17 protein-coding genes are annotated in these 17,828 nt (G+C 74.0%); 5 read left to right on the top strand and 12 right to left on the bottom strand.

Annotated elements, in window-relative coordinates; all coding sequences use genetic code 11:
- Positions 1-2: 2 nt before the first annotated feature.
- From cseB to AC07BF_RS28000, 12 genes are all read right to left on the bottom strand, one after another.
- Positions 3-719: a two-component system response regulator CseB gene (gene cseB / locus AC07BF_RS27945; RefSeq protein WP_478334074.1), complete on the bottom strand. Its 717-nt coding sequence runs from the start codon at positions 717-719 to the stop codon at positions 3-5.
- Between the two features lie 206 nt (positions 720-925).
- The gene (locus tag AC07BF_RS27950) at positions 926-1,828 is read right to left on the bottom strand and encodes a sugar ABC transporter permease (protein ID WP_478334075.1); all 903 of its coding nucleotides are present in this window, start codon (positions 1,826-1,828) and stop codon (positions 926-928) included.
- Complete coding sequence (locus AC07BF_RS27955; RefSeq protein ID WP_478334076.1) at positions 1,825-3,369, bottom strand: ABC transporter permease subunit; 1,545 nt, start codon at positions 3,367-3,369, stop codon at positions 1,825-1,827. The genes AC07BF_RS27950 and AC07BF_RS27955 overlap by 4 nt, the downstream gene beginning before the upstream one ends.
- Positions 3,366-4,580, bottom strand: a complete 1,215-nt coding sequence (locus AC07BF_RS27960) for an alpha-amylase family glycosyl hydrolase (protein ID WP_478334077.1) — start codon at positions 4,578-4,580, stop codon at positions 3,366-3,368. Before AC07BF_RS27960 ends, AC07BF_RS27955 begins: the two co-directional genes overlap by 4 nt.
- A gap of 182 nt (positions 4,581-4,762) precedes the next feature.
- Positions 4,763-5,407 carry a peptide deformylase gene (gene def, locus AC07BF_RS27965; RefSeq protein ID WP_363586974.1) on the bottom strand — a complete coding sequence of 215 codons (645 nt, stop codon included), beginning with the start codon at positions 5,405-5,407 and terminating at the stop codon, positions 4,763-4,765.
- Between the two features lie 83 nt (positions 5,408-5,490).
- Positions 5,491-6,483, bottom strand: coding sequence for a tetratricopeptide repeat protein (locus AC07BF_RS27970; RefSeq protein ID WP_363586975.1), 993 nt, complete (start codon positions 6,481-6,483; stop codon positions 5,491-5,493).
- A 313-nt stretch (positions 6,484-6,796) separates the two neighbouring features.
- Positions 6,797-8,128 (bottom strand): HD-GYP domain-containing protein, encoded by a 1,332-nt coding sequence (locus AC07BF_RS27975; protein ID WP_400806452.1) that lies wholly within the window; start codon positions 8,126-8,128, stop codon positions 6,797-6,799.
- A gap of 23 nt (positions 8,129-8,151) precedes the next feature.
- Entirely contained in the window at positions 8,152-9,600 is a 1,449-nt protein-coding gene (locus tag AC07BF_RS27980) for an HD-GYP domain-containing protein (protein WP_363586977.1), read from the bottom strand.
- Between the two features lie 337 nt (positions 9,601-9,937).
- The gene (gene rsrA / locus AC07BF_RS27985; RefSeq protein ID WP_363586978.1) at positions 9,938-10,345 is read right to left on the bottom strand and encodes a mycothiol system anti-sigma-R factor; all 408 of its coding nucleotides are present in this window, start codon (positions 10,343-10,345) and stop codon (positions 9,938-9,940) included.
- Complete coding sequence (locus tag AC07BF_RS27990; RefSeq protein ID WP_063351149.1) at positions 10,342-11,085, bottom strand: sigma-70 family RNA polymerase sigma factor; 744 nt, start codon at positions 11,083-11,085, stop codon at positions 10,342-10,344. The genes rsrA and AC07BF_RS27990 overlap by 4 nt, the downstream gene beginning before the upstream one ends.
- 310 nt (positions 11,086-11,395) lie before the next feature.
- Positions 11,396-12,031 carry an alpha/beta hydrolase family protein gene (locus tag AC07BF_RS27995; protein WP_400988587.1) on the bottom strand — a complete coding sequence of 212 codons (636 nt, stop codon included), beginning with the start codon at positions 12,029-12,031 and terminating at the stop codon, positions 11,396-11,398.
- Between the two features lie 103 nt (positions 12,032-12,134).
- Complete coding sequence (locus AC07BF_RS28000; RefSeq protein ID WP_363586980.1) at positions 12,135-12,887, bottom strand: SOS response-associated peptidase; 753 nt, start codon at positions 12,885-12,887, stop codon at positions 12,135-12,137.
- Between the two features lie 138 nt (positions 12,888-13,025).
- On the opposite strand from AC07BF_RS28000, the gene AC07BF_RS28005 reads away from it, so the two are divergent.
- The 5 genes from AC07BF_RS28005 (at position 13,026) to hisN (ending at position 17,712) form a co-directional block, all read left to right on the top strand.
- Positions 13,026-13,757 carry a M50 family metallopeptidase gene (locus tag AC07BF_RS28005; RefSeq protein ID WP_350879695.1) on the top strand — a complete coding sequence of 244 codons (732 nt, stop codon included), beginning with the start codon at positions 13,026-13,028 and terminating at the stop codon, positions 13,755-13,757.
- 198 nt (positions 13,758-13,955) lie between these two features.
- Positions 13,956-15,287, top strand: coding sequence for a 3-phosphoshikimate 1-carboxyvinyltransferase (gene aroA, locus AC07BF_RS28010; protein ID WP_063347887.1), 1,332 nt, complete (start codon positions 13,956-13,958; stop codon positions 15,285-15,287).
- 15 nt (positions 15,288-15,302) lie between these two features.
- Positions 15,303-16,358 (top strand): ribosome small subunit-dependent GTPase A, encoded by a 1,056-nt coding sequence (rsgA, locus tag AC07BF_RS28015; protein ID WP_400988590.1) that lies wholly within the window; start codon positions 15,303-15,305, stop codon positions 16,356-16,358.
- A 130-nt stretch (positions 16,359-16,488) separates the two neighbouring features.
- Entirely contained in the window at positions 16,489-16,812 is a 324-nt protein-coding gene (locus AC07BF_RS28020) for a DMT family transporter (RefSeq protein ID WP_063347889.1), read from the top strand.
- Positions 16,813-16,914: 102 nt separating this feature from the next.
- A complete protein-coding gene (gene hisN, locus AC07BF_RS28025) occupies positions 16,915-17,712 on the top strand; it encodes a histidinol-phosphatase (RefSeq protein ID WP_363586982.1) in 798 nt (265 codons plus the stop codon).
- The last annotated feature ends 116 nt before the right edge of the window (positions 17,713-17,828 follow it).

Here is a 17,828-nt window from a genome sequence, read left to right on the forward strand (position 1 = left end):
TCTCAGCGCCTGAGCTTGTAGCCGAAGCCGCGGACCGTCTCGATCCGCTCCCGGCCGAGCTTGCGGCGCAGCCGCTGCACGCACAGGTCCACGACCCGGCTGTCGCCGTCCCAGCCGTACTCCCAGACGTTGCGCAGCAGGGTGTGCCGCTCCAGCACGACGCCGGGGTGGGCGGCGAACTCCAGCAGCAGCTTCAGCTCGGTCGGGGTCAGCGCCACCGGCGCCCCGCCGACGGACACCTCCATTCCGGCGGTGTCGACGGTGAGGTCCCCGAACACCAGGACGTCCCCGTCGGCGGCTCCGGGCGAGGGCGCCGGGGCGGGTGGCGCGTACGTCGCCCGCCGCAGCAGCGAGCGGATGCGCGCCACCAGCACGTACGTGTCCACGGGCTTGACCACGTAGTCGTCCGCCCCGGCCTCCAGGCCGGCGACGACGTCGAGGCCGTCGCCGCGCGCGGACATCATCAGGACGGGCACCAGGCTGGTCTCCCGGACCTTGCGGCACAGGCCGATCCCGTCCAGGCCGGGCAGCATCACGTCCAGGATCAGCAGGTCGAACTGCTCGTCCCGGAACAGTTCCAGCGCCGTGAGGCCGTCCGCCGCGGCGGACATCCCGTAGCCGTAGCGTTCCAACGCGACGGTGAAGGAGCGGCGCATCAGCTCGTCGTCCTCGACCAGCAGCACGCGGACGGGGTGCGAGGGCGGCGCGGGCGAGGACACGGGCGGACGGCTCCTGCTCGGACGGCTGCGGGCGGTGGGCGGTGGGCGGTCGGCGGTCGGCGGCGGACAAGGGCACGATACGGCAGATACCGGACGCATCGGCCTCCTCGCCCGCATCGACGTCAGGCCGCGCGCTCCCTGATACCCGGCGGATACAAACCCGCCGACGAACCCGCCGACGAACCCCCCGCCGCACCCGCCACCGGTCACCCCTTGACCGACCCGGCGGTCAGGCCCTGGGCCAGGTAGCGCTGGAGGAACTGGTAGACGACGATCACCGGCAGCGAGGTCACCAACGCCCCGGCCGCGAACAGCCCGTAGTTCTGGTCCTGTTGGCCGGAGATGATCCCGTAGAGGCCGACCGCGACGGTCTTGGAGTCGTTCGAGGTCAGGAAGATGTTCGCCAGGATCACGTCGTTGAGCGCGGCGGTCAGCGACAGGATCGAGATGACCACCAGCATCGGCGTGGCGAGCGGCAGGATCAGCCGGAAGAAGATCTGCGCGTGCCCGGCGCCGTCCACCTTGGCGGCCTCGTCGATCTCGCGCGGGATGGTGTCCAGGTAGCCCTTCATCAGCCAGGTGTTCACTCCCATCGCGCCGCCGAGGTAGACCAGCACCAGGCCCCACGGGGTGTCCAGGCCGATCGCCGGCAGGACGTCCCCGATCTTGGCGAACATCAGGTAGAGCGAGATCACCGTGAGGAACTGCGGGAACATCTGCACCAGGAAGACCGCCATCAGCCCGATCCGCCGGCCCCGGAAGCGGAACCGCGAGAAGGCGTACGCGGCCAGCACGCCGAGCAGCACGTTCAGCACCGCGAAGGTGCCGCAGACCAGCGCCGTGTTCCCCAGCCACCGGGCGAAGGGGTACTGCCCGCTGGTGAACAGCGCGGTGAAGTTGGCGAGCGAGGCGTGCCGGGGCAGCAGCGTGGACGACTGGAGCGTGCCCAGCGGGTTCAGCGCCGCGGACAGCACGAACAGCAGCGGGAACAGCGCGAAGCAGACGGCGAGCACGGCGATCAGGTGCCGCCAGCCGAAGCGGCGCAGCCAGCGGGCGGCAGTGGAGACGGCGGGGGCAGGGGCGGGGGCAGGGGCAGGGGTGGCGGTCATGCGTTCAACTCCTCCAGGGCGCGGGTGCGGCGGAAGCCCACCAGCGTGATCAGCCCGACCAGCAGGAAGATGACGATGGACAGCGCGGCGGCGAAGCCGTACTGCGCGCCCTGCCCGCCGAAGGCCAGCCGGTAGGTGTAGCTGATCAGGATGTCGGTGGATCCGGCCGTGCCGCCCGCGCCGTCGAACGGCCCGCCGCCGGTGAGCAGTTGGATCGCGTTGAAGTTGTTGAAGTTGAAGGCGAAGGACGAGATCAGCACCGGCGCGGCGGCGACCAGCAGCAGCGGGCAGGTGACCGCCCGGAACGCCGTCCACGGCCCGGCGCCGTCGATCCGGGCGGCCTCGTCGAGTTCGGCGGGCATCGCCTGCAGCACGCCCGTACAGATCAGCAGCATGTTGGGGAACCCGAGCCAGAGGCTGGTGAGCACCACCGCGAACCGGGCGTTCCAGGCGTCGCCCAGCCAGTCGACCCTGGCGTGCAGCAGTTGGTTGAGCAGCCCGAAGTCCCGGTAGTACATGCTCTGCCAGATCAGGATGCCGATGAACGCGGGCATCGCGTACGGCAGCAGCATCAGCGAGCGGTAGACCCGCTGCCCGCGCAGCCGCGGGTGGTGCAGGGTGAGCGCCAGGCCGAGGGCGAAGGACGCGCCGGTGGAGAGCAGGGCGAAGCCGAAGGTCCAGGCGAGGACGCCGAGGAAGGGCCCGCGGATGGCGGGGCTGGTGAGCACGGCGGTGAAGTTGGCGAAGCCGACGGTCAGCGCGGTGCGCCCGGTGGCCAGCGGGCGCAGCAGCCCGTGCGGCGAGACGGCCGCGACCTCGGGCCGCTCCACCCGGTATTCGGCCTCCAGGGCGGTGTACCGCACGCCGTCGGCCCGGACGGCGACCGGGTTGACGGCGCTCCAGGTCTCGCCGGGGGCGAGCCGCAGCCGCTCGGCGGCGCTGAGCGAGACGACCGGCGAGGGGGCGCCGAAGAGGTGCAGCAGCGCGTGCCGGGAGCGGGGTCGCCAGGCGTCCTCGTGGTGCGGCGCGGCCGGGTCCTCGTAGTAGAGGAGGTCCGCGCCGGAGGTGTAGCCGGCCTCGTCGAGCAGTTGGACGGCCAGCTCGCGGGCGGGCCTGGCCATGATCAGGCCCGCCCGGCCGCCGATGTCCAGCCAGAGCCGGCGCGGGCCGCGTCGCCGGTAGCGCTCGTGGACCACCTTCTCGCCGAGGTCGGCCGGGTCGACGTGGGTGAGGAACGGCGAGAGGACGGCGTTGGGCACGCCGACCGCGATCAGCTCGGGGATCAGGCCCTCGGCGTACAGCTGCTCCAGCGTCCGGTCCAGCGCCCAGGTGGGCCGCTGCCCCCGGTCGAAGACCTGCTGGCCGTCCTGGAGGTAGAGCACGGGGTAGTCGGCGCCCGGGTCGTCGTCGTAGCCGGGCCGCAGGTGGACGAGCAACTCGCGCTCGTTGCCGAGCAGTTCGGAGCGGAAGCCGGGGATGCGCTCGATCCGGCCGCGGCGGGTGCCGGCCCCGGCAGTCCCCGTGGTGCGCACGGCGCTCATCGGGCCACCGACCAGACGTGCACGGCCGGGCCCTCGGCGGGCAGGTCGCGGCCGGGGACGAGCTGGGGCCCGCCGAGCAGGTGGGTGGCGTGCCACTCGCCGGCCACCGGCGGGTGGTCGGCCCGGCTGATCTGCACCAGGATCCGCTCCCGCTCGTCCTCGCGCTCGAACAGCAGGACGTCGCGCTCGGCGAGCAGCCAGCGCAGCCCGCCGCCGCTGAGCGCGCTGTGGCTCCGGCGCAGCCGGATCAGCTCGCGGTAGGTGCGGTAGGTGTGCTGGTCCCAGGCGGATTCGTCCCAGGGGAACGGCTTGCGGCCCTCCTCCAGGCCCTCGCCCTCGACGCCGACCTCGTCGCCGGAGAACACCATCGGGGTGCCGGGCAGGGTGAACAGCAGGGCCGCGCCCAGCAGTTGGCGCTCGGGGCCGGCGAAGCTGCGGAACCTGGCGGTGTCGTGCGAGTCCAGCAGGGTGAGGTTGTGCACCCGGCTGCGCCAGGGCAGGGCGGCGCCGAACGCCGTCATCACGGCCCGCACCTGGGCGCCGCCGTAGTCGGGGATCGGCCCGGGCACCGCCCAGAAGTCCTTCTGGTCGTGCCGCTCGGCGAGCCAGGACCACACCGGGCGGGTGAAGCCCGCGTAGCTCATGGTGCCCTGCCAGCCGTCGCCCTTGAGGGTGAGCGAGGCGTCGTGCTGGTGCTCGGCGAGCAGGACGGCGTCGGGGTTGGCGGCCCGGACGGTGGCCGCGGTGGTGGTGGCGACCCGCTGGTTGAGCTCCACCTCGCCGCGCCGGCCGGCCATCTGCGCCACGTCGACCCGCCAGCCGTCCAGGTGGAACGGCGCCTTGAGGTACTTGGCGATCACCGAGTCGGGGCCCTCGTAGAGGCGGCGGCGCAGTTCGGGCGAGCGGTGGTCGAAGGTCGGCAGGGTGCGCACGCCGAGGAAGGTGGCGTAGTCGTCCGGGCCGCCTTCGCCGAAGAAGTAGAAGCCGGCCTCGGGGCTGTGCGGGTCCTGCTGCGCGGCGCGGAACCAGTCGTGGTCGCTGCCGGAGTGGTTGAGCGTGATGTCGCCGATGACCTTGATGCCGCGCCGGTGGGCCTCGGCGGTGAGCGCGATGAGCGCCTCGTCGCCGCCGAGCGCGGGGTCGACGCGGTCGAAGGAGACGGCGTCGTAGCGGTGGTTGGAGCGACCCTGTGGCGCCAGCTGGAGGGACACGGCGGGCAGGCCCGGGACTACCTGTTCACGCCGGAGCTGGTCGCCCGCGAGTCCACCGGCCGGGCACCCGGCTGACGGGACGCGACCGGCAGAGCGCGACCGGCAGCGTCAGGAGCGGGAGCGTCACGTGCGGGAACGCCGAGGGCCGGGACGCCCGTCGCGCCCCGGCCCTCGGCGGTTCGTCAGTCGTTCGCCACGGTCGCGTACCGCGGGGTGCCCTCGGCCATCTGCTTCAGCGCGTCCTTGCGGTCCCGCTTCGACAGCTTGTCGATGTAGAGGGTGCCGAACAGGTGGTCGGTCTCGTGCTGCAGGCAGCGGGCGAAGAAGCCGGTGCCCTCGACTCGGATCGGCCGGCCGTCCTTGTCCACGCCGGTCACCGCCGCGTACTCCGGGCGGGGCAGCTCGGCGTACGCGCCCGGCACCGACAGGCAGCCCTCGTTGCTGTCGTCCAGCACCCGCCGGCGGTCCGCCGGGTACTCCTCCAGCTTCGGGTTGATCACGTGGCCGACGTGGCGCACGCCCTCGTCGTCCGGGCAGTCGTAGACGAAGACCTTCAGGTCCACGCCGATCTGATTGGCCGCCAGGCCCACGCCCTCGGCCGCGTACATCGACTGGAACATGTCGTCGATCAACGCGGACAGCTCACCGTCGAACGCGGTGACGTCCTTGACCTCGCGGTGCAGGACCGGGTTGCCCACCACGGTGATCGGGCGCGCGGTGCCCTTGGAGAGGTCCGGCTGCTCGCCGACCACCTTCAGCGGGGCCTCGTCGGCCGCCGACTCCTGGTCATGGTCGTGGTCGTGCTGGTGGTCCTGCTGCTCCGCCATCGCTGCTTATCCGCTTCCGCTTCCGAGAATGGTCCAGGTATTCGGCTCTCGCCGGGTACACCGCTCAAGGGTAAGCGGCGCGCTCAACAGACTTCTTCCAGATCGCGGTACGCCCGCGTGCCGGGCGAGGACGCGGCCCAGCGGTCCAGCAGCGAGCGGACCAGCAGGGCGGGCGCGGCGATCCCGCACTCGCGCTCCACCAGCCAGGACATTCCGGCCTCCCCGCCCTGGCTGAGGTGGCTGAGGTGTCCGGGGTGCGCGGCGTCGCCGTCGTCGTGCGGGTCGTGGTGGGCGGTGTTCCCGTCGTCCGCGGCCATCCGGCTCTCCGAACAGGCCCGGCAGAGCAGCCGCACCGAGGACGTCCAGTCCTCCGCCGCGTAGCCGGCGTCCGCGACCACCCGCTCCAGCGCGTCCCGGTCCCCCGCCGTGGCGGCCTGGAGCAGCACCACGTAGGTCGGCACCGGGGACGGCGCCCACAGCTCGATCTCGTCGAACACCGGGTAGGCGACCCCGTCCGTGACCCGCTCACCGTGCGGGGCGCCGTCGTGCAGCACCACCTCGCCCCAGCGGCGGCCGGAGGACGGCAGCGGGATGGACAGCACCTCGATCCGGGCCGGGTCCAGCCGGCGGCCCCACACCACCTCGGACTCGCCGTCCGGGGAGAGCCGCACCGGGGTGGTGCCGAGGTCCAGGCTGACCGGGCCGTCCTGCTGCCCGCCCGGGCCGCCGGGCAGCTTCAGCCCGTACGCCTGCCAGGCGCGGCGGGCCAGCGGCCAGTCCTGCAAGGCGGTCGCGGTGATGCCGAGGTTCCACCAGTCGGGGGCGCCGTGCTCGCGGTCCAGCAGGGCGACGGCCCGCAGCCCGGCCGAGCGGGCCTGCTCCCAGTCCCGGCGGAACTTGTGCAGCAGGGCGAGGTTGAACCAGGAGTCGGACAGCCAGGGCTCCAGGTCGGCGGCCATCACCAGCAGCGCGCCGGCGTCCTCGTAGCGGCCGTCGCCGATCAGCGTGAAGGCCCGGTCGGTCGTCTGCCGCCAGGTGGCGGACGGCCGGTGCCGTGCCCGGTGGAAGATCCTCACGTTCGTCCCTGCCGTCGTCGTCCGCTCAAGTCCCGTACCGCCGCGTCCGGATCCACTTCCGCGGGGGTCCGGGGCACGGTGCCCCGGGTCGGTGTTCCACGCTACGACCGCATCCAACCACGCCCGCCCCCGCCCGCGCTCCCCACCGCCGAGGTTGGGGCCGCCCCTACCCAGCCTGCCCGCCTGGCCGCCCCGCCTCAACCCCGACGGAGGCCCGCCGGTCCGCGGCGCTCCGCCGGAGCCCGGGTCAGCCGCCGAACTCAGGCCCGCGCCCGAGCCCGCCCGAGCCCGGGCCTGATCCACCGGACAGGGCCTAGCCGCCCACCCGGGCCAGTGCGTCCACCACCCGGGCGTCGTACACCCGGCCGCGCCCCAGCCGCAGCACCTCCAGCGCCTCCAGCCGGCCCACCGCCTCGCCGACCCCGCGGCCGCGGGCCGCCGTCAGCAGGTCGTCGTGGGCGTTGGCCACCCGGATGATCCGGGCCGCCAGCGGCACCGCGCCGTCCCCGCCGGCCGTGCCGAGCACCGGATCGGCCAGCCGGGCGACCTGCTCGGCGACCTGCCGGGGCACCCCGGTGCGGCGGATCACCTCGCTGCCCAGCCGGGCGATCCGCTGCTGCTCGGCGCAGGGCAGCAGCGCGGTCGCGCCGTCCGGCACCGGCTCGACCAGCGACAGCTGGCCCACGTCGTGCATCAGCGCCGCGTACTCCAGCAGGGCGAGTTCCCGGGTGCCCAGCCCCAGCTCGCGCCCCAGCGCGCACGCCGTGTCCGCGACCCGGCGGGCGTGCCCGTGCGGGGTGTAGCCGGCCACCTCGGTGGCCCGGGCCAGGCTGGCGATGGTCTGCCCGGTGGTGGCCCGCACGGCCGCGGCCCGCCGGAAGGACACCTGGGCGAGCAGCAGCGGGGTGCAGAACAGCGGCAGCGCCCACAGCCCGACCTCGCCGGCCGCCAGGCTGACCAGCATCCCGGTGGCGACGATCGCCGAGCCGATCCCGAACAGCGAGCGCAGTTCGTCCTCCAGCGCCGCCGGGAACCGCAGCCCGCCCTCCAGACCCGCCGCCGACCGGCGCAGCAGCGCCGCCAGGGTCGCGTCGCAGAGCGCGGCCAGCGCGGCGACGGCGGTCAGGAACGCCCCGTACGCCGGGCCCTCGGGCGAGAAGCGGTCGACCAGTCCGCCGTTGTAGAGCGGCTGGAAGACGGCGGCGGCGAAGCCGACCCCGAGCAGCCGACGGGCGGCGCTGTCCCGCCGAGCCGGGTCGGCCCAGGGCGGGCGCCGGTGCGGGCGGCCGGGGCGAGCCCGCTGGATCAGGCCCGGTCGGCCCCGGCCCGGGCGGCACGCCCTGAGCCGGGGCAACGCGAGGCCGGGCAGCCAGGACAGCAGCAGGCCGACGCCGGTCACCGCGACGACCTGGAGCATCCCGGGCGCGGTGGGCACCCCGCGCAGCGGCCCGAGCAGGGAGTACGCCAGCGCGCCGGCCGCGCCGATCGGCGCCTGCTCGCGGTCGCCCGGAAGAGTGATCCGGACGCACTCGCCGAGCGCGATCAGCGCCGTGAACGCCAGCGCGACCCGCGCCCCGGCCACCCCGCGCAGCGCGACCGCGCCCACCGCGAACACCAGCAGCGCGGCCGCCGCCGCGTGCACCACGCGGGCCTCCCGGCCGGCCGCGGTCACGGCTGCCCGGCCGTGGGGACGCTCCCGCCCTGCGCGGGCACCCGGCCCGGCGCCGCCCGGGCCGGCTCGGGCACTCCGAGCGGAATGTCGGGGACGGCCCGGATGCCGTCCCCGGGCGGCGGCAGCACCGGCTGCCAGTCGTGCCCGGCCAGCGCGTCGATCAGCGCCCGGACCATCACCGGGTCGAACTGGCTGCCCGAGCAGCGCTCCAGCTCCGCCACGGCCTCGGCGACCGGGCGGCCGCGCCGGTAGGAGCGGGTGGAGGTCATCGAGTCGAAGGCGTCGGCGACCGAGATGATCCGGGCGAACTCGGGGATCTGCTCGCCGACCAGCCCGCTCGGGTAACCCCGGCCGTCCATCCGCTCGTGGTGGTGCAGGATCCCGGCGTGCGCCTCGCCGAGGAAGGCGATCCCGCGCACCAGCTCGTACCCGTACACGGGGTGGACCTCGACGGCCCGCCGCTCCGCCTCGCTGAGGGGACCGTTTCTGCGCAGCAACTCGGTGGCCACGCCCAGCTTGCCGACGTCGTGCAGGATCCCCGCGAAGCGCAGGGTGCGCAGCCGCTCGGCCTCCATGCCGAGCTGACCGGCGATCAGCACCGAGGCCCGGCCGACCCGTTCGCTGTGCCCGCGGGTGTACGAGTCCTTGATCTCCACGGCCTGCACCAGCGACTGCACGGTGGCCTGGTGGGCGTCCCGCTCGCGCTGCCCCTGAGCGAACACCCAGGCCGAGATCGACAGCGGCAGCAGCGCCAGCAGCGCCGCGAACGCCCCGTACGGGCCCTGCCAGAGCACGGCCACCATCAGGCCGCCGGCCGCGTGCACCAGCACCGGCAGCCCGCACACCGCGACCGCCCCGCGCAGCAGCACGACGGGCCGGCGGTCCTCCGCGAGCATCAGCATCGCGCCCACCAGCACCCCGTTGACCAGGCAGAACGTGACGACGGCGGCGAAGCCGGGCAGCAACGCGGCCGGGAAGCGGGAGCCGAGCAGCAGTTGCGGCCCGTGCAGCAGGTGGAAGGCGGCCGCGGAGGCGAAGGCGCACAGCGCGAGCTGGGAGCCGTTCCACAGCTGGCGGGTCCGGCAGCCGTGCCCGGCCGGGCCGCCGAGCACCGCGGTGGGCACCGCGACCAGCGCTGCGGCGGCCGGCGGCAGCATCAGCACGCCGGCGAACAGCACCGGGAAGAAGGCGTTGACCCCGGGGCGGGAGAGCGCCCGCTCGGGCGGCGGCGGGCGGCGCAGCAGTCGGCGGACCAGTCGCAGGCAGGGTGTCGGCAGGCCCTGGGCCAGTGACTCCCAGCAGCCGTGCAGGAAGGCCAGCAGCCCGACCTTGGGCCAGTCCACCGGGGCGCCGAGCCAGCGCGGGACCCCGGGCGGCACGCCGGTCGGCAGCAGCGGCAGCAGGCAGCACAGCGCCGCCACCGGGACGGCCACCAGGTAGCGCATCGCCCCCTCCGGCAGGGCCGCGTCTTCGCCGTCGATAGCGATCTCGACCTCCCCGACGTCCGGGCCCGCGTTGCCTCAGCTCGCCGGGCGGACCGGCGGTGAGCGTCCGTCAGGAGGATAGGCCGCCACCCGGGCGTAAGGACGCATGATGGCGCGACGACGCTGCTGGCGCACCGCCAACTCACTCGAACGAGTGAGGGGCGCATGCAAGCACAAAGGGAGCGGCCCCGGGAGCGCACGCTCCCGGGGCCGTCTGACTCCGTGTCCGGACCGCTCGGCCCGCCCTCGCCGGCAGGCCTGTCCGCTTGCTCCGCCCGGCCGTTGAACGGCCGGGCGGCTACTCCGCCGGGGCGCCCGCCTCGACGGTGGCACCGGGCCGGACCGTCGACTCCTCCGGGGCCTCGCCGGCGCCCGGCGCCGGCCGGTCCGCCTCGACGTGCAACTCGACCGTGGTGTCGACGGCGACCACCACCTGCTCGCCCGAACGCTGCCCCGCCCGGATCGAGTCGATCCTGGCCAGCACCTTGCTGCGCAGGTCAGCCGGGGTGTCGTCGCAGCCGCAGGAGCGCTTGATCAGCGCCTTGATCGCCTGCTCCAGCCCGTACTGCTTCAGGCAGGGCGAGCACTCCTCGAAGTGCACCCGCAGCTTGGCGCAGTCGCCCTCGGCCATCTCGTTGTCGAGGAATTCGTAGAGGTGGTCGAGGACCTCGCCACACTCCGTGTCGTGCGGATCGCCGCAGCTCATGAGCCCGAGCCCTTCGCTTCCTGCCCTGCCCCGCTGCCGGCCGGGACGAGCCCGCGCTCACGGGCGTAATCCTCCAGCATGCCGCGCAGCTGACGGCGGCCGCGGTGCAGCCGGGACATCACCGTACCGATGGGAGTACCCATGATGTCCGCGATCTCCTTGTACGCAAAGCCTTCTACGTCCGCGAGGTACACGGCGATCCGGAATTCCTCCGGAATGGCCTGGAGCGCGTCCTTCACATCGCTGTCGGGGAGGTGGTCGAGCGCCTGGGTCTCGGCCGAGCGCAGACCGGTCGACATGTGCGACTCGGCGCGGGCCAGCTGCCAGTCCTCGATCTCCTCCGCCGCCGTGCGCTGGGGCTCGCGCTGCTTCTTGCGGTACGAGTTGATGAACGTGTTGGTGAGGATGCGGTACAGCCAGGCCTTGAGGTTCGTGCCCTCGCGGAACTGGTGGAAGGACGCGTACGCCTTGGCGAACGCCTCCTGGAGCAGGTCCTCCGCGTCCGCGGGGTTGCGCGTCATGCGCAGCGCCGCCGAGTACATCGGATCCAGGTAGCCCAGGGCGTCGCGCTCGAAGCGCTCCCGCCGGGCCTCCTCGCTCTCCTGTGCCGACACCCGGAAGGTGTCCTCACCGATCGCCTCGGCCAGCTCCTCACCGGTGAGCGCCTCGCCCGTGGGCTGGCCCTCCTCCGGGCCCCGGCCCGGCTCGGCCTCGTGCTCGGTCCCGACGACCGGACCCACCTCCTCGGCATGGCGGGCACGACCCACGGCGGGCCGCCCCGAAATGGAGGATATCGGGCTGACGGGCTTCTCGCCCGCGACAATCCAGTCGGACCAGGCGGGGCCGAACGCCGCGGCGGCCTCGCGCTGCTCTGACCGCTCGGGGCACGCGATCGAACCCATCTGCCCTGCCTCTCAACCGGGAATCGTGCTGACGAGAGTGCCAACCACCCCGGCCCCGCCCGCATTCCCGCGCCCGCCCCGAAATCGCTCGTACGGGTGATCGAGTGGAAACCCCCCGCTCACGGCCGCCCCCACCGCCCCCGCCGCCTCAGACGACCCGCAGCACCCAGTCCCCGACCGCCCGGCAGATCGCCTCCAGCACCTCGTCCTGCCCCACCGGCGCCCGCTTGGGCACGTCGAAACCGTGCCCGCCGTACGGCACCGCCACCAGCTCATGCCCGGGCGGCAGCTCCGGGAACTCCTGCGGCCCGCCGAACGGATCCGCTGTACCCTGCACCACCAGCGTCGCCGTCCCCGACTCCAACAGTTCCTGCGCCCGGCTCTTCTCCGGCCGGCCCGGCGGGTGCAGCGGGAACGCCAGCGCCACCACCCCCACCGCCCCGCTCGCCGCCCCGGTCCGGCAGGCCACCCGCGCCCCGGCGCTGCGCCCGCCGACCACCAGCGGCAGCCCCTGACCGGCCAGCCGCCCGGCGACCGGGGTCCAGCCGCGGTCCAGCGTGCGCGGCGCCGGGGCGAGCCGCTTGCCCGCCACCCGCCAGGGCTGCTCCACCAGCGCCACGGTGATCCCGCGCGCCGGCAGCGCCACGGCCAGCGCCACCAGGTCCCGGGCCTCGATCCCGCCGCCCGCGCCGTGACCGAGCGCCAGCAGCGCCTTCGGCGCACCGGCCCGGTGGTAGCTGATCCGGGCGTCCCCCACCTCGGTGGGGACGAGTTCGGTGGTCATCGTCGGTCGCTCCAACCGGCTCAGGCTCCCTCAGCTGTCAGGACTCGATCGTCGAACTTCAAACATCGGACGTCAGAAGACGTCAGACGTCAGACGTCAGACGTCAGAACAGGGTGGTCTCGTACTCCGCCTCGGCCCACGGCTCCTTGAGCTCCGGCCCGTTGTTGCGGATGCTGCCGACCGCCGGCGAGACCGGGGTGGCCAGCAGCGCACCGGGCGGCGGCGGTATCAGCAGCCGGCGCAGCTCGTCCGGGTCGTCCAGCCCCGGGTCCAGCCACTCGTCGTAGGAGGCCGGGTCGAGGAACAGCGGCATCCGCTCGTGGATCGGCGCCAGCGACTCCTCGGCGTCGGTGGTGACGATGGTGAAGGTCACCAGCCAGGCCGCCGGATGGTCGGCCGGCACCGTCCGGTCGCGCCAGAACTCGTACAGCCCGGCCAGCGCCAGCGGGGTGCCGTCCGCCCGGGAGACGAAGAACGGCTTCTTGCGCGCCTTGCCGCGCTCGCCCGGCACCGTCTGCCACTCGTAGTAGCCGTCCACCGGCAGGATGCACCGACGCGAGGCGAACGCCTGCCGGTACGAGGGCTTCTCGTGCACCGTGTCCGAACGGGCGTTGATCATCTTCACCGCCGTCTCGGCCGACCGCGACCACTGCGGCACCAGACCCCAGCGCAGCACCCTCAGCTGGCGCACCGGCCGCGCCCGGCCCTTCGGCACCCGCTCCAGCACCACGAAGGCGCTGGTGGTCGGGGCGACGTTCCAGTTGGGGGCCAGCGTCTCCGCCGGATCCCACTGCTCGACGCCGAACAGCTCGACGATGTCCTCGGGCTTGCCACTGGCTGCGAAGCGACCGCACATGCGGGCCAGCTTGCCATGCCGGCCCCGCTCACCACTTCTTCATCCCGCCAGGAGAACCGTCCGCTCCCGCCCGCCCGTCCCCGCATGGGAGGCTGCCCCGAACGGCCCAACGCAGCGGACGGAGGCGGAGACGAGACGATGAGCGCACAACCCACCGACCAGAACCTCGGCGAACTGTGGAACCAGGTCACCGGCACCCAGCCCGCGCCGCCCGGCTGGCTGGTGCTGGCCACCGCCGGCGCCGCCCTGCTCGCCGTCCTCGCCCGCCCGCTCTGGCACGTCACCCGCAACGCCGTGACCATCGCCCACGAAGGCGGCCACGGCCTGATCGCCCTCGTCACCGGCCGCCGGCTCGCCGGCATCCGGCTGCACTCCGACACCTCCGGCCTCACCCTCTCCTACGGCCGCCCCACCGGCCCCGGCATGATCCTCACCGCCGCCGCCGGCTACACCGCCCCCGCCCTGCTCGGCCTCGGCTGCGCCGCACTGCTCTCCACCGGCCGGATCACCCTGCTGCTCTGGCTGGCCGTCGTCCTGCTGCTCGCCCTCCTGGTGCGCATCCGCAACGCCTTCGGCCTGTTCACCGTGCTGGTCGCCGGCGGCGCCTTCTTCCTGGTCTCCTGGTTCGGCAGCGCCGAGGTCCAGGCCGGCTTCGCCTACCTCGGCTGCTGGTTCCTGCTGTTCGGCGCCGTCCGCCCGGTCCTCGAACTCCAGCACCAGCGCCGCATCGGCTGGGCCCGCGACTCCGACGCCGACCAACTGGCCCGCCTCACCCACATCCCCGGCCTCGCCTGGATCACCGTCTTCCTGCTCACCGCCCTCGCCTGCCTCGCCCTGAGCGCGAGCTGGCTGCTCCAGCCCCTGTACTGAACCTCGCCCGCGGCACGGGCCGGCTGCTCCGGGCCCCGCACCGGGCCGCCCCCGCGGCACGGGCCGGCTGCTCCGGGCCCCGCACCGGGCCGCCCCCGCGGCACGGGCCGGCTGCCACAACCCCTGCACCGGGCCTCCCCCGTCCCGCCATGCGGTTGGCGCAGGGGCCGTTCCGGTACGGCCCCTAAACTTGGCCCCATGACCGAGACCCTGTGGCCCGCCCCCGTCGCGACCACCCCCGTTGACGCCACCGTCACCATCCCCGGCTCCAAGTCGGTCACCAACCGAGCCCTGGTGCTGGCGGCGCTCGCCGACGAGCCCGGCTGGGTGCGCCGGCCGCTGCGCAGCCGCGACTCCCAGCTGATGGCCGACGGCCTGCGCGCCCTCGGCGTCGGCATCGAGGAGAAGGTCAACAACGACTCCGGCGGCACCGGTGGCGGCGAGGCCTGGCGGGTCATCCCGACCCCCGCGCTGCGCGGCCCCGCCTCGATCGACGTCGGCAACGCCGGCACCGTGATGCGCTTCCTGCCCCCGCTCGCCGTCCTCGCCGACGGCCCGGTGCACTTCGACGGCGACCCGCGCAGCTACGAGCGCCCCCAGCACGGCGTGATCAACGCCCTGCGCGCGCTCGGCGCCCGGATCGACGACGGCGGCCGCGGCGCCTTCCCGCTGACCGTGCACGGCACCGGCGCGCTCGACGGCGGCCCGGTCGAGCTCGACGCCTCCTCCTCGTCCCAGTTCGTCTCCGCCCTGCTGCTCTCCGGCGCCCGCTACAACCAGGGCGTCGAGGTCCGGCACGTCGGCGGCCCGGTGCCGTCGCTGCCGCACATCCGGATGACCGTCGAGATGCTGCGCCTGGCCGGCGTCCAGGTCGACGCCCCCGAGGACGGCGGCGAGAAGGACGTCTGGCGGGTCACCCCCGGCGCCCTGATCGGCCGCGACCTGGTGGTCGAGCCGGACCTCTCCAACGCCGCGCCGTTCTTCGCCGCCGCCCTGGTCACCGGCGGCCGGGTCACCGTGCGCGACTGGCCCAAGCACACCAGCCAGCCCGGCGACCAGCTGCGCGAGATCTACACCCGGATGGGCGGCGCCTGCGAGTTCACCGACGAGGGCCTGCAGTTCACCGGCACCGGCCGGATCCACGGCATCGAGGCGGACCTGCACGACGTCGGCGAGCTCACCCCGGTGATCGCCGCCGTCGCCGCACTGGCCGACTCCGAGTCCCACCTGTACGGCATCGCCCACCTGCGGCTGCACGAGACCGACCGGCTCGCCGCGCTCGCCAAGGAGATCAACGACCTCGGCGGCGACGTCACCGAGACCGAGGACGGCCTGCGGATCCGCCCGCGCCCGCTGCACGGCGGCGTCTTCCACACCTACGAGGACCACCGCCTGGCCACCGCCGCCGCCGTGGTCGGCCTGGCCGTGCCCGGCGTCGAGGTGGAGAACGTGGCCACCACCGCCAAGACCCTGCCGGACTTCCCGAAGATGTGGGCGGAACTGCTCGGCGAAGCGGTGGCGGACGCCTGAGCGGAGACTGAGCACATGCGCCGCTACGGCAAGGACGCCGACGAGGACGACATCCGCAACCGCCCCGCCCGCCGGGGCTCCCGGCCGCGGACCCGGATCCGGCCCAAACACGAGGACGCCGCCGAGGCGATGGTGCTGACCATCGACCGCGGCCGGCTGACCTGCCTGATCGACCCGGGCACCAAGCAGGAACGCGAGATCGTCGCCATGAAGGCCCGCGAGCTGGGCCGCAAGGGCGTCGTCGTGGGCGACGTGGTCAACATCGTCGGCGACCTCTCCGGGGACACCGACACGCTCGCCCGGATCGTCCGGGTCGAGGAGCGCAGCTCGGTGCTGCGGCGCACCGCGGACGACGACGACCCGTACGAGCGGATCGTCGTCGCCAACGCCCAGCAGCTGGCCATCGTCACGGCGCTGGCCGACCCGGAGCCCCGGCCCCGGCTGATCGACCGCTGCCTGGTGGCCGCGTACGACGCGGGCATGGAGCCGCTGCTGGTGCTCACCAAGGCCGACCTCGCCCCGGCCGGGCCGCTGCTGGAGTCGTACGCGCCGCTCGGCATCGACTACGTGGTCACCCGTCGGGACGAACTGGAGACGGCCGGCGCCGAGGCCGTCCGCGCGCACCTGCGCGGCCTCTCCACGGTGTTCATCGGCCACTCCGGCGTCGGCAAGACCACCCTGGTCAACGCCCTCGTCCCGGACCACCAGCGGCAGACCGGCCGGGTCAACGCGGTCACCGGGCGCGGCCGGCACACCACCGTGTCCGCCCTGGCGCTGCGGCTGCCCCCGCCGCCGGGCGCCAAGCCGGGCTCCAAGAAGGCGCTGGACCCGGGCTGGGTGATCGACACCCCGGGCTTCCGCTCCTTCGGCCTCTCGCACATCGACCCGTCCCGGGTCATCCACGCCTTCCCCGACCTGGAGCCCGGCACCGTCGACTGCCCGCGCGCCTGCAGCCACGACGAGCCGGACTGCGCGCTGGACGCCTGGGTCGCCGGCGGCCACGCCGAGGGCACCCGGCTCTACTCGCTGCGCCGCCTGCTGGCCAGCAAGGAGGCCCGCGAGGGCGACTGACCCGGGCGGCGGTTTTACCGTCCCATGGGTTTCCCGACCGTTCGAGGTGTCGGACTGCGCCGGCCTGGCGATCATAGGAAGGTCGGGCCACAGCGCGGTCCGACCCGTCGATCGACAGGGAGGGCACGCGATGGCATGGGCCTTGGTGGTCCTGGCCGGCCTGCTGGAGACCGGCTTCGCGATCAACCTCAAGCTCAGCGAGGGCTTCACCAAGCTCTGGCCCACCATCAGCTTCTGCGTGTTCGCCCTGGGCAGCTTCGGCCTGCTCACACTGTCCCTGAAGAGCCTGCCGGTCGGCCCCGCCTACGCGGTGTGGACCGGCATCGGCGCGGCCGGCACCGCCATCTACGGCATGGTCTTCCTGGACGAGACCACCTCGGTGCTGAAGCTGGTGTCCATCTCCCTGGTGATCGCCGGCGTGATCGGCCTCCAGCTCAGCGGTTCAGCGCACTGAGCAGGCCCGTCCCGGTCCGCGAGCCCAATCGCCTCCGGCGGGCCCGTCCCGGTCCGCGAGCCCGGCTGTCCCGATCCGGGCGGGATCGCTAGGGTTTCGGACATGGCCGATTACCACGACGATCTCCGACTCGCCCACGTCCTCGCCGACTCGGCCGACTCGGTCACCCTGGAGCGCTTCCGCGCCCTCGACCTGAAGGTCGAGACCAAGCCCGACCTCACCCCCGTGAGCGACGCCGACAAGGCCGCCGAGGAACTCGTCCGCAGCGTGCTGCAGCGCGCCCGCCCGCGCGACGCAGTGCTCGGCGAGGAGTTCGGCCTCCAGGGCTCCGGCCCGCGCCGCTGGGTGATCGACCCGATCGACGGCACCAAGAACTACATCCGCGGCGTCCCGGTCTGGGCCACCCTGATCGCGCTGCTGGAGGACGGCCCGGACGGCGTCGAGCGCCCGGTGGTCGGCATCGTCTCCGCCCCCGCGCTGCAGCGCCGCTGGTGGGCGGCCAAGGACCTCGGCGCCTACGCCGGCCGCAGCCTCACCAAGGCCTCCCGGATCCACGTCTCCGGGGTCTCCCGGATCGAGGACGCCTCCTTCTCCTACTCCTCGCTCTCCGGCTGGGAGGAGCGCGGCCGCCTCGACCCCTTCCTGGACCTCACCCGCGCCTGCTGGCGCACCCGCGCCTACGGCGACTTCTGGTCCTACATGATGGTGGCCGAGGGCGCGGTCGACATCGCCGCCGAGCCCGAGCTGTCGCTCTGGGACATGGCCGCCAACTGCGTCATCGTCGAGGAGGCCGGCGGCCGCTTCACCGGTCTGGACGGCGTGTCCGGCCCCGGCGGCGCCGACGCCGTCGCCAGCAACGGCATCCTCCACGAGGAGACCCTGCGCCGCCTGAGCGTCTAGGTCCTCCCCGGCCGAACATGGTGCGGGGCCGGGGGGGGGGGGGGGGCGGGGGGGGGGGGGGGCGATGCTCGGGGGGAAGGGGCGAGCCCGCTGGTGTCCCGTCCCCCAGAGAGCTC

Source organism: Kitasatospora sp. NPDC043950 (assembly GCF_056435345.1).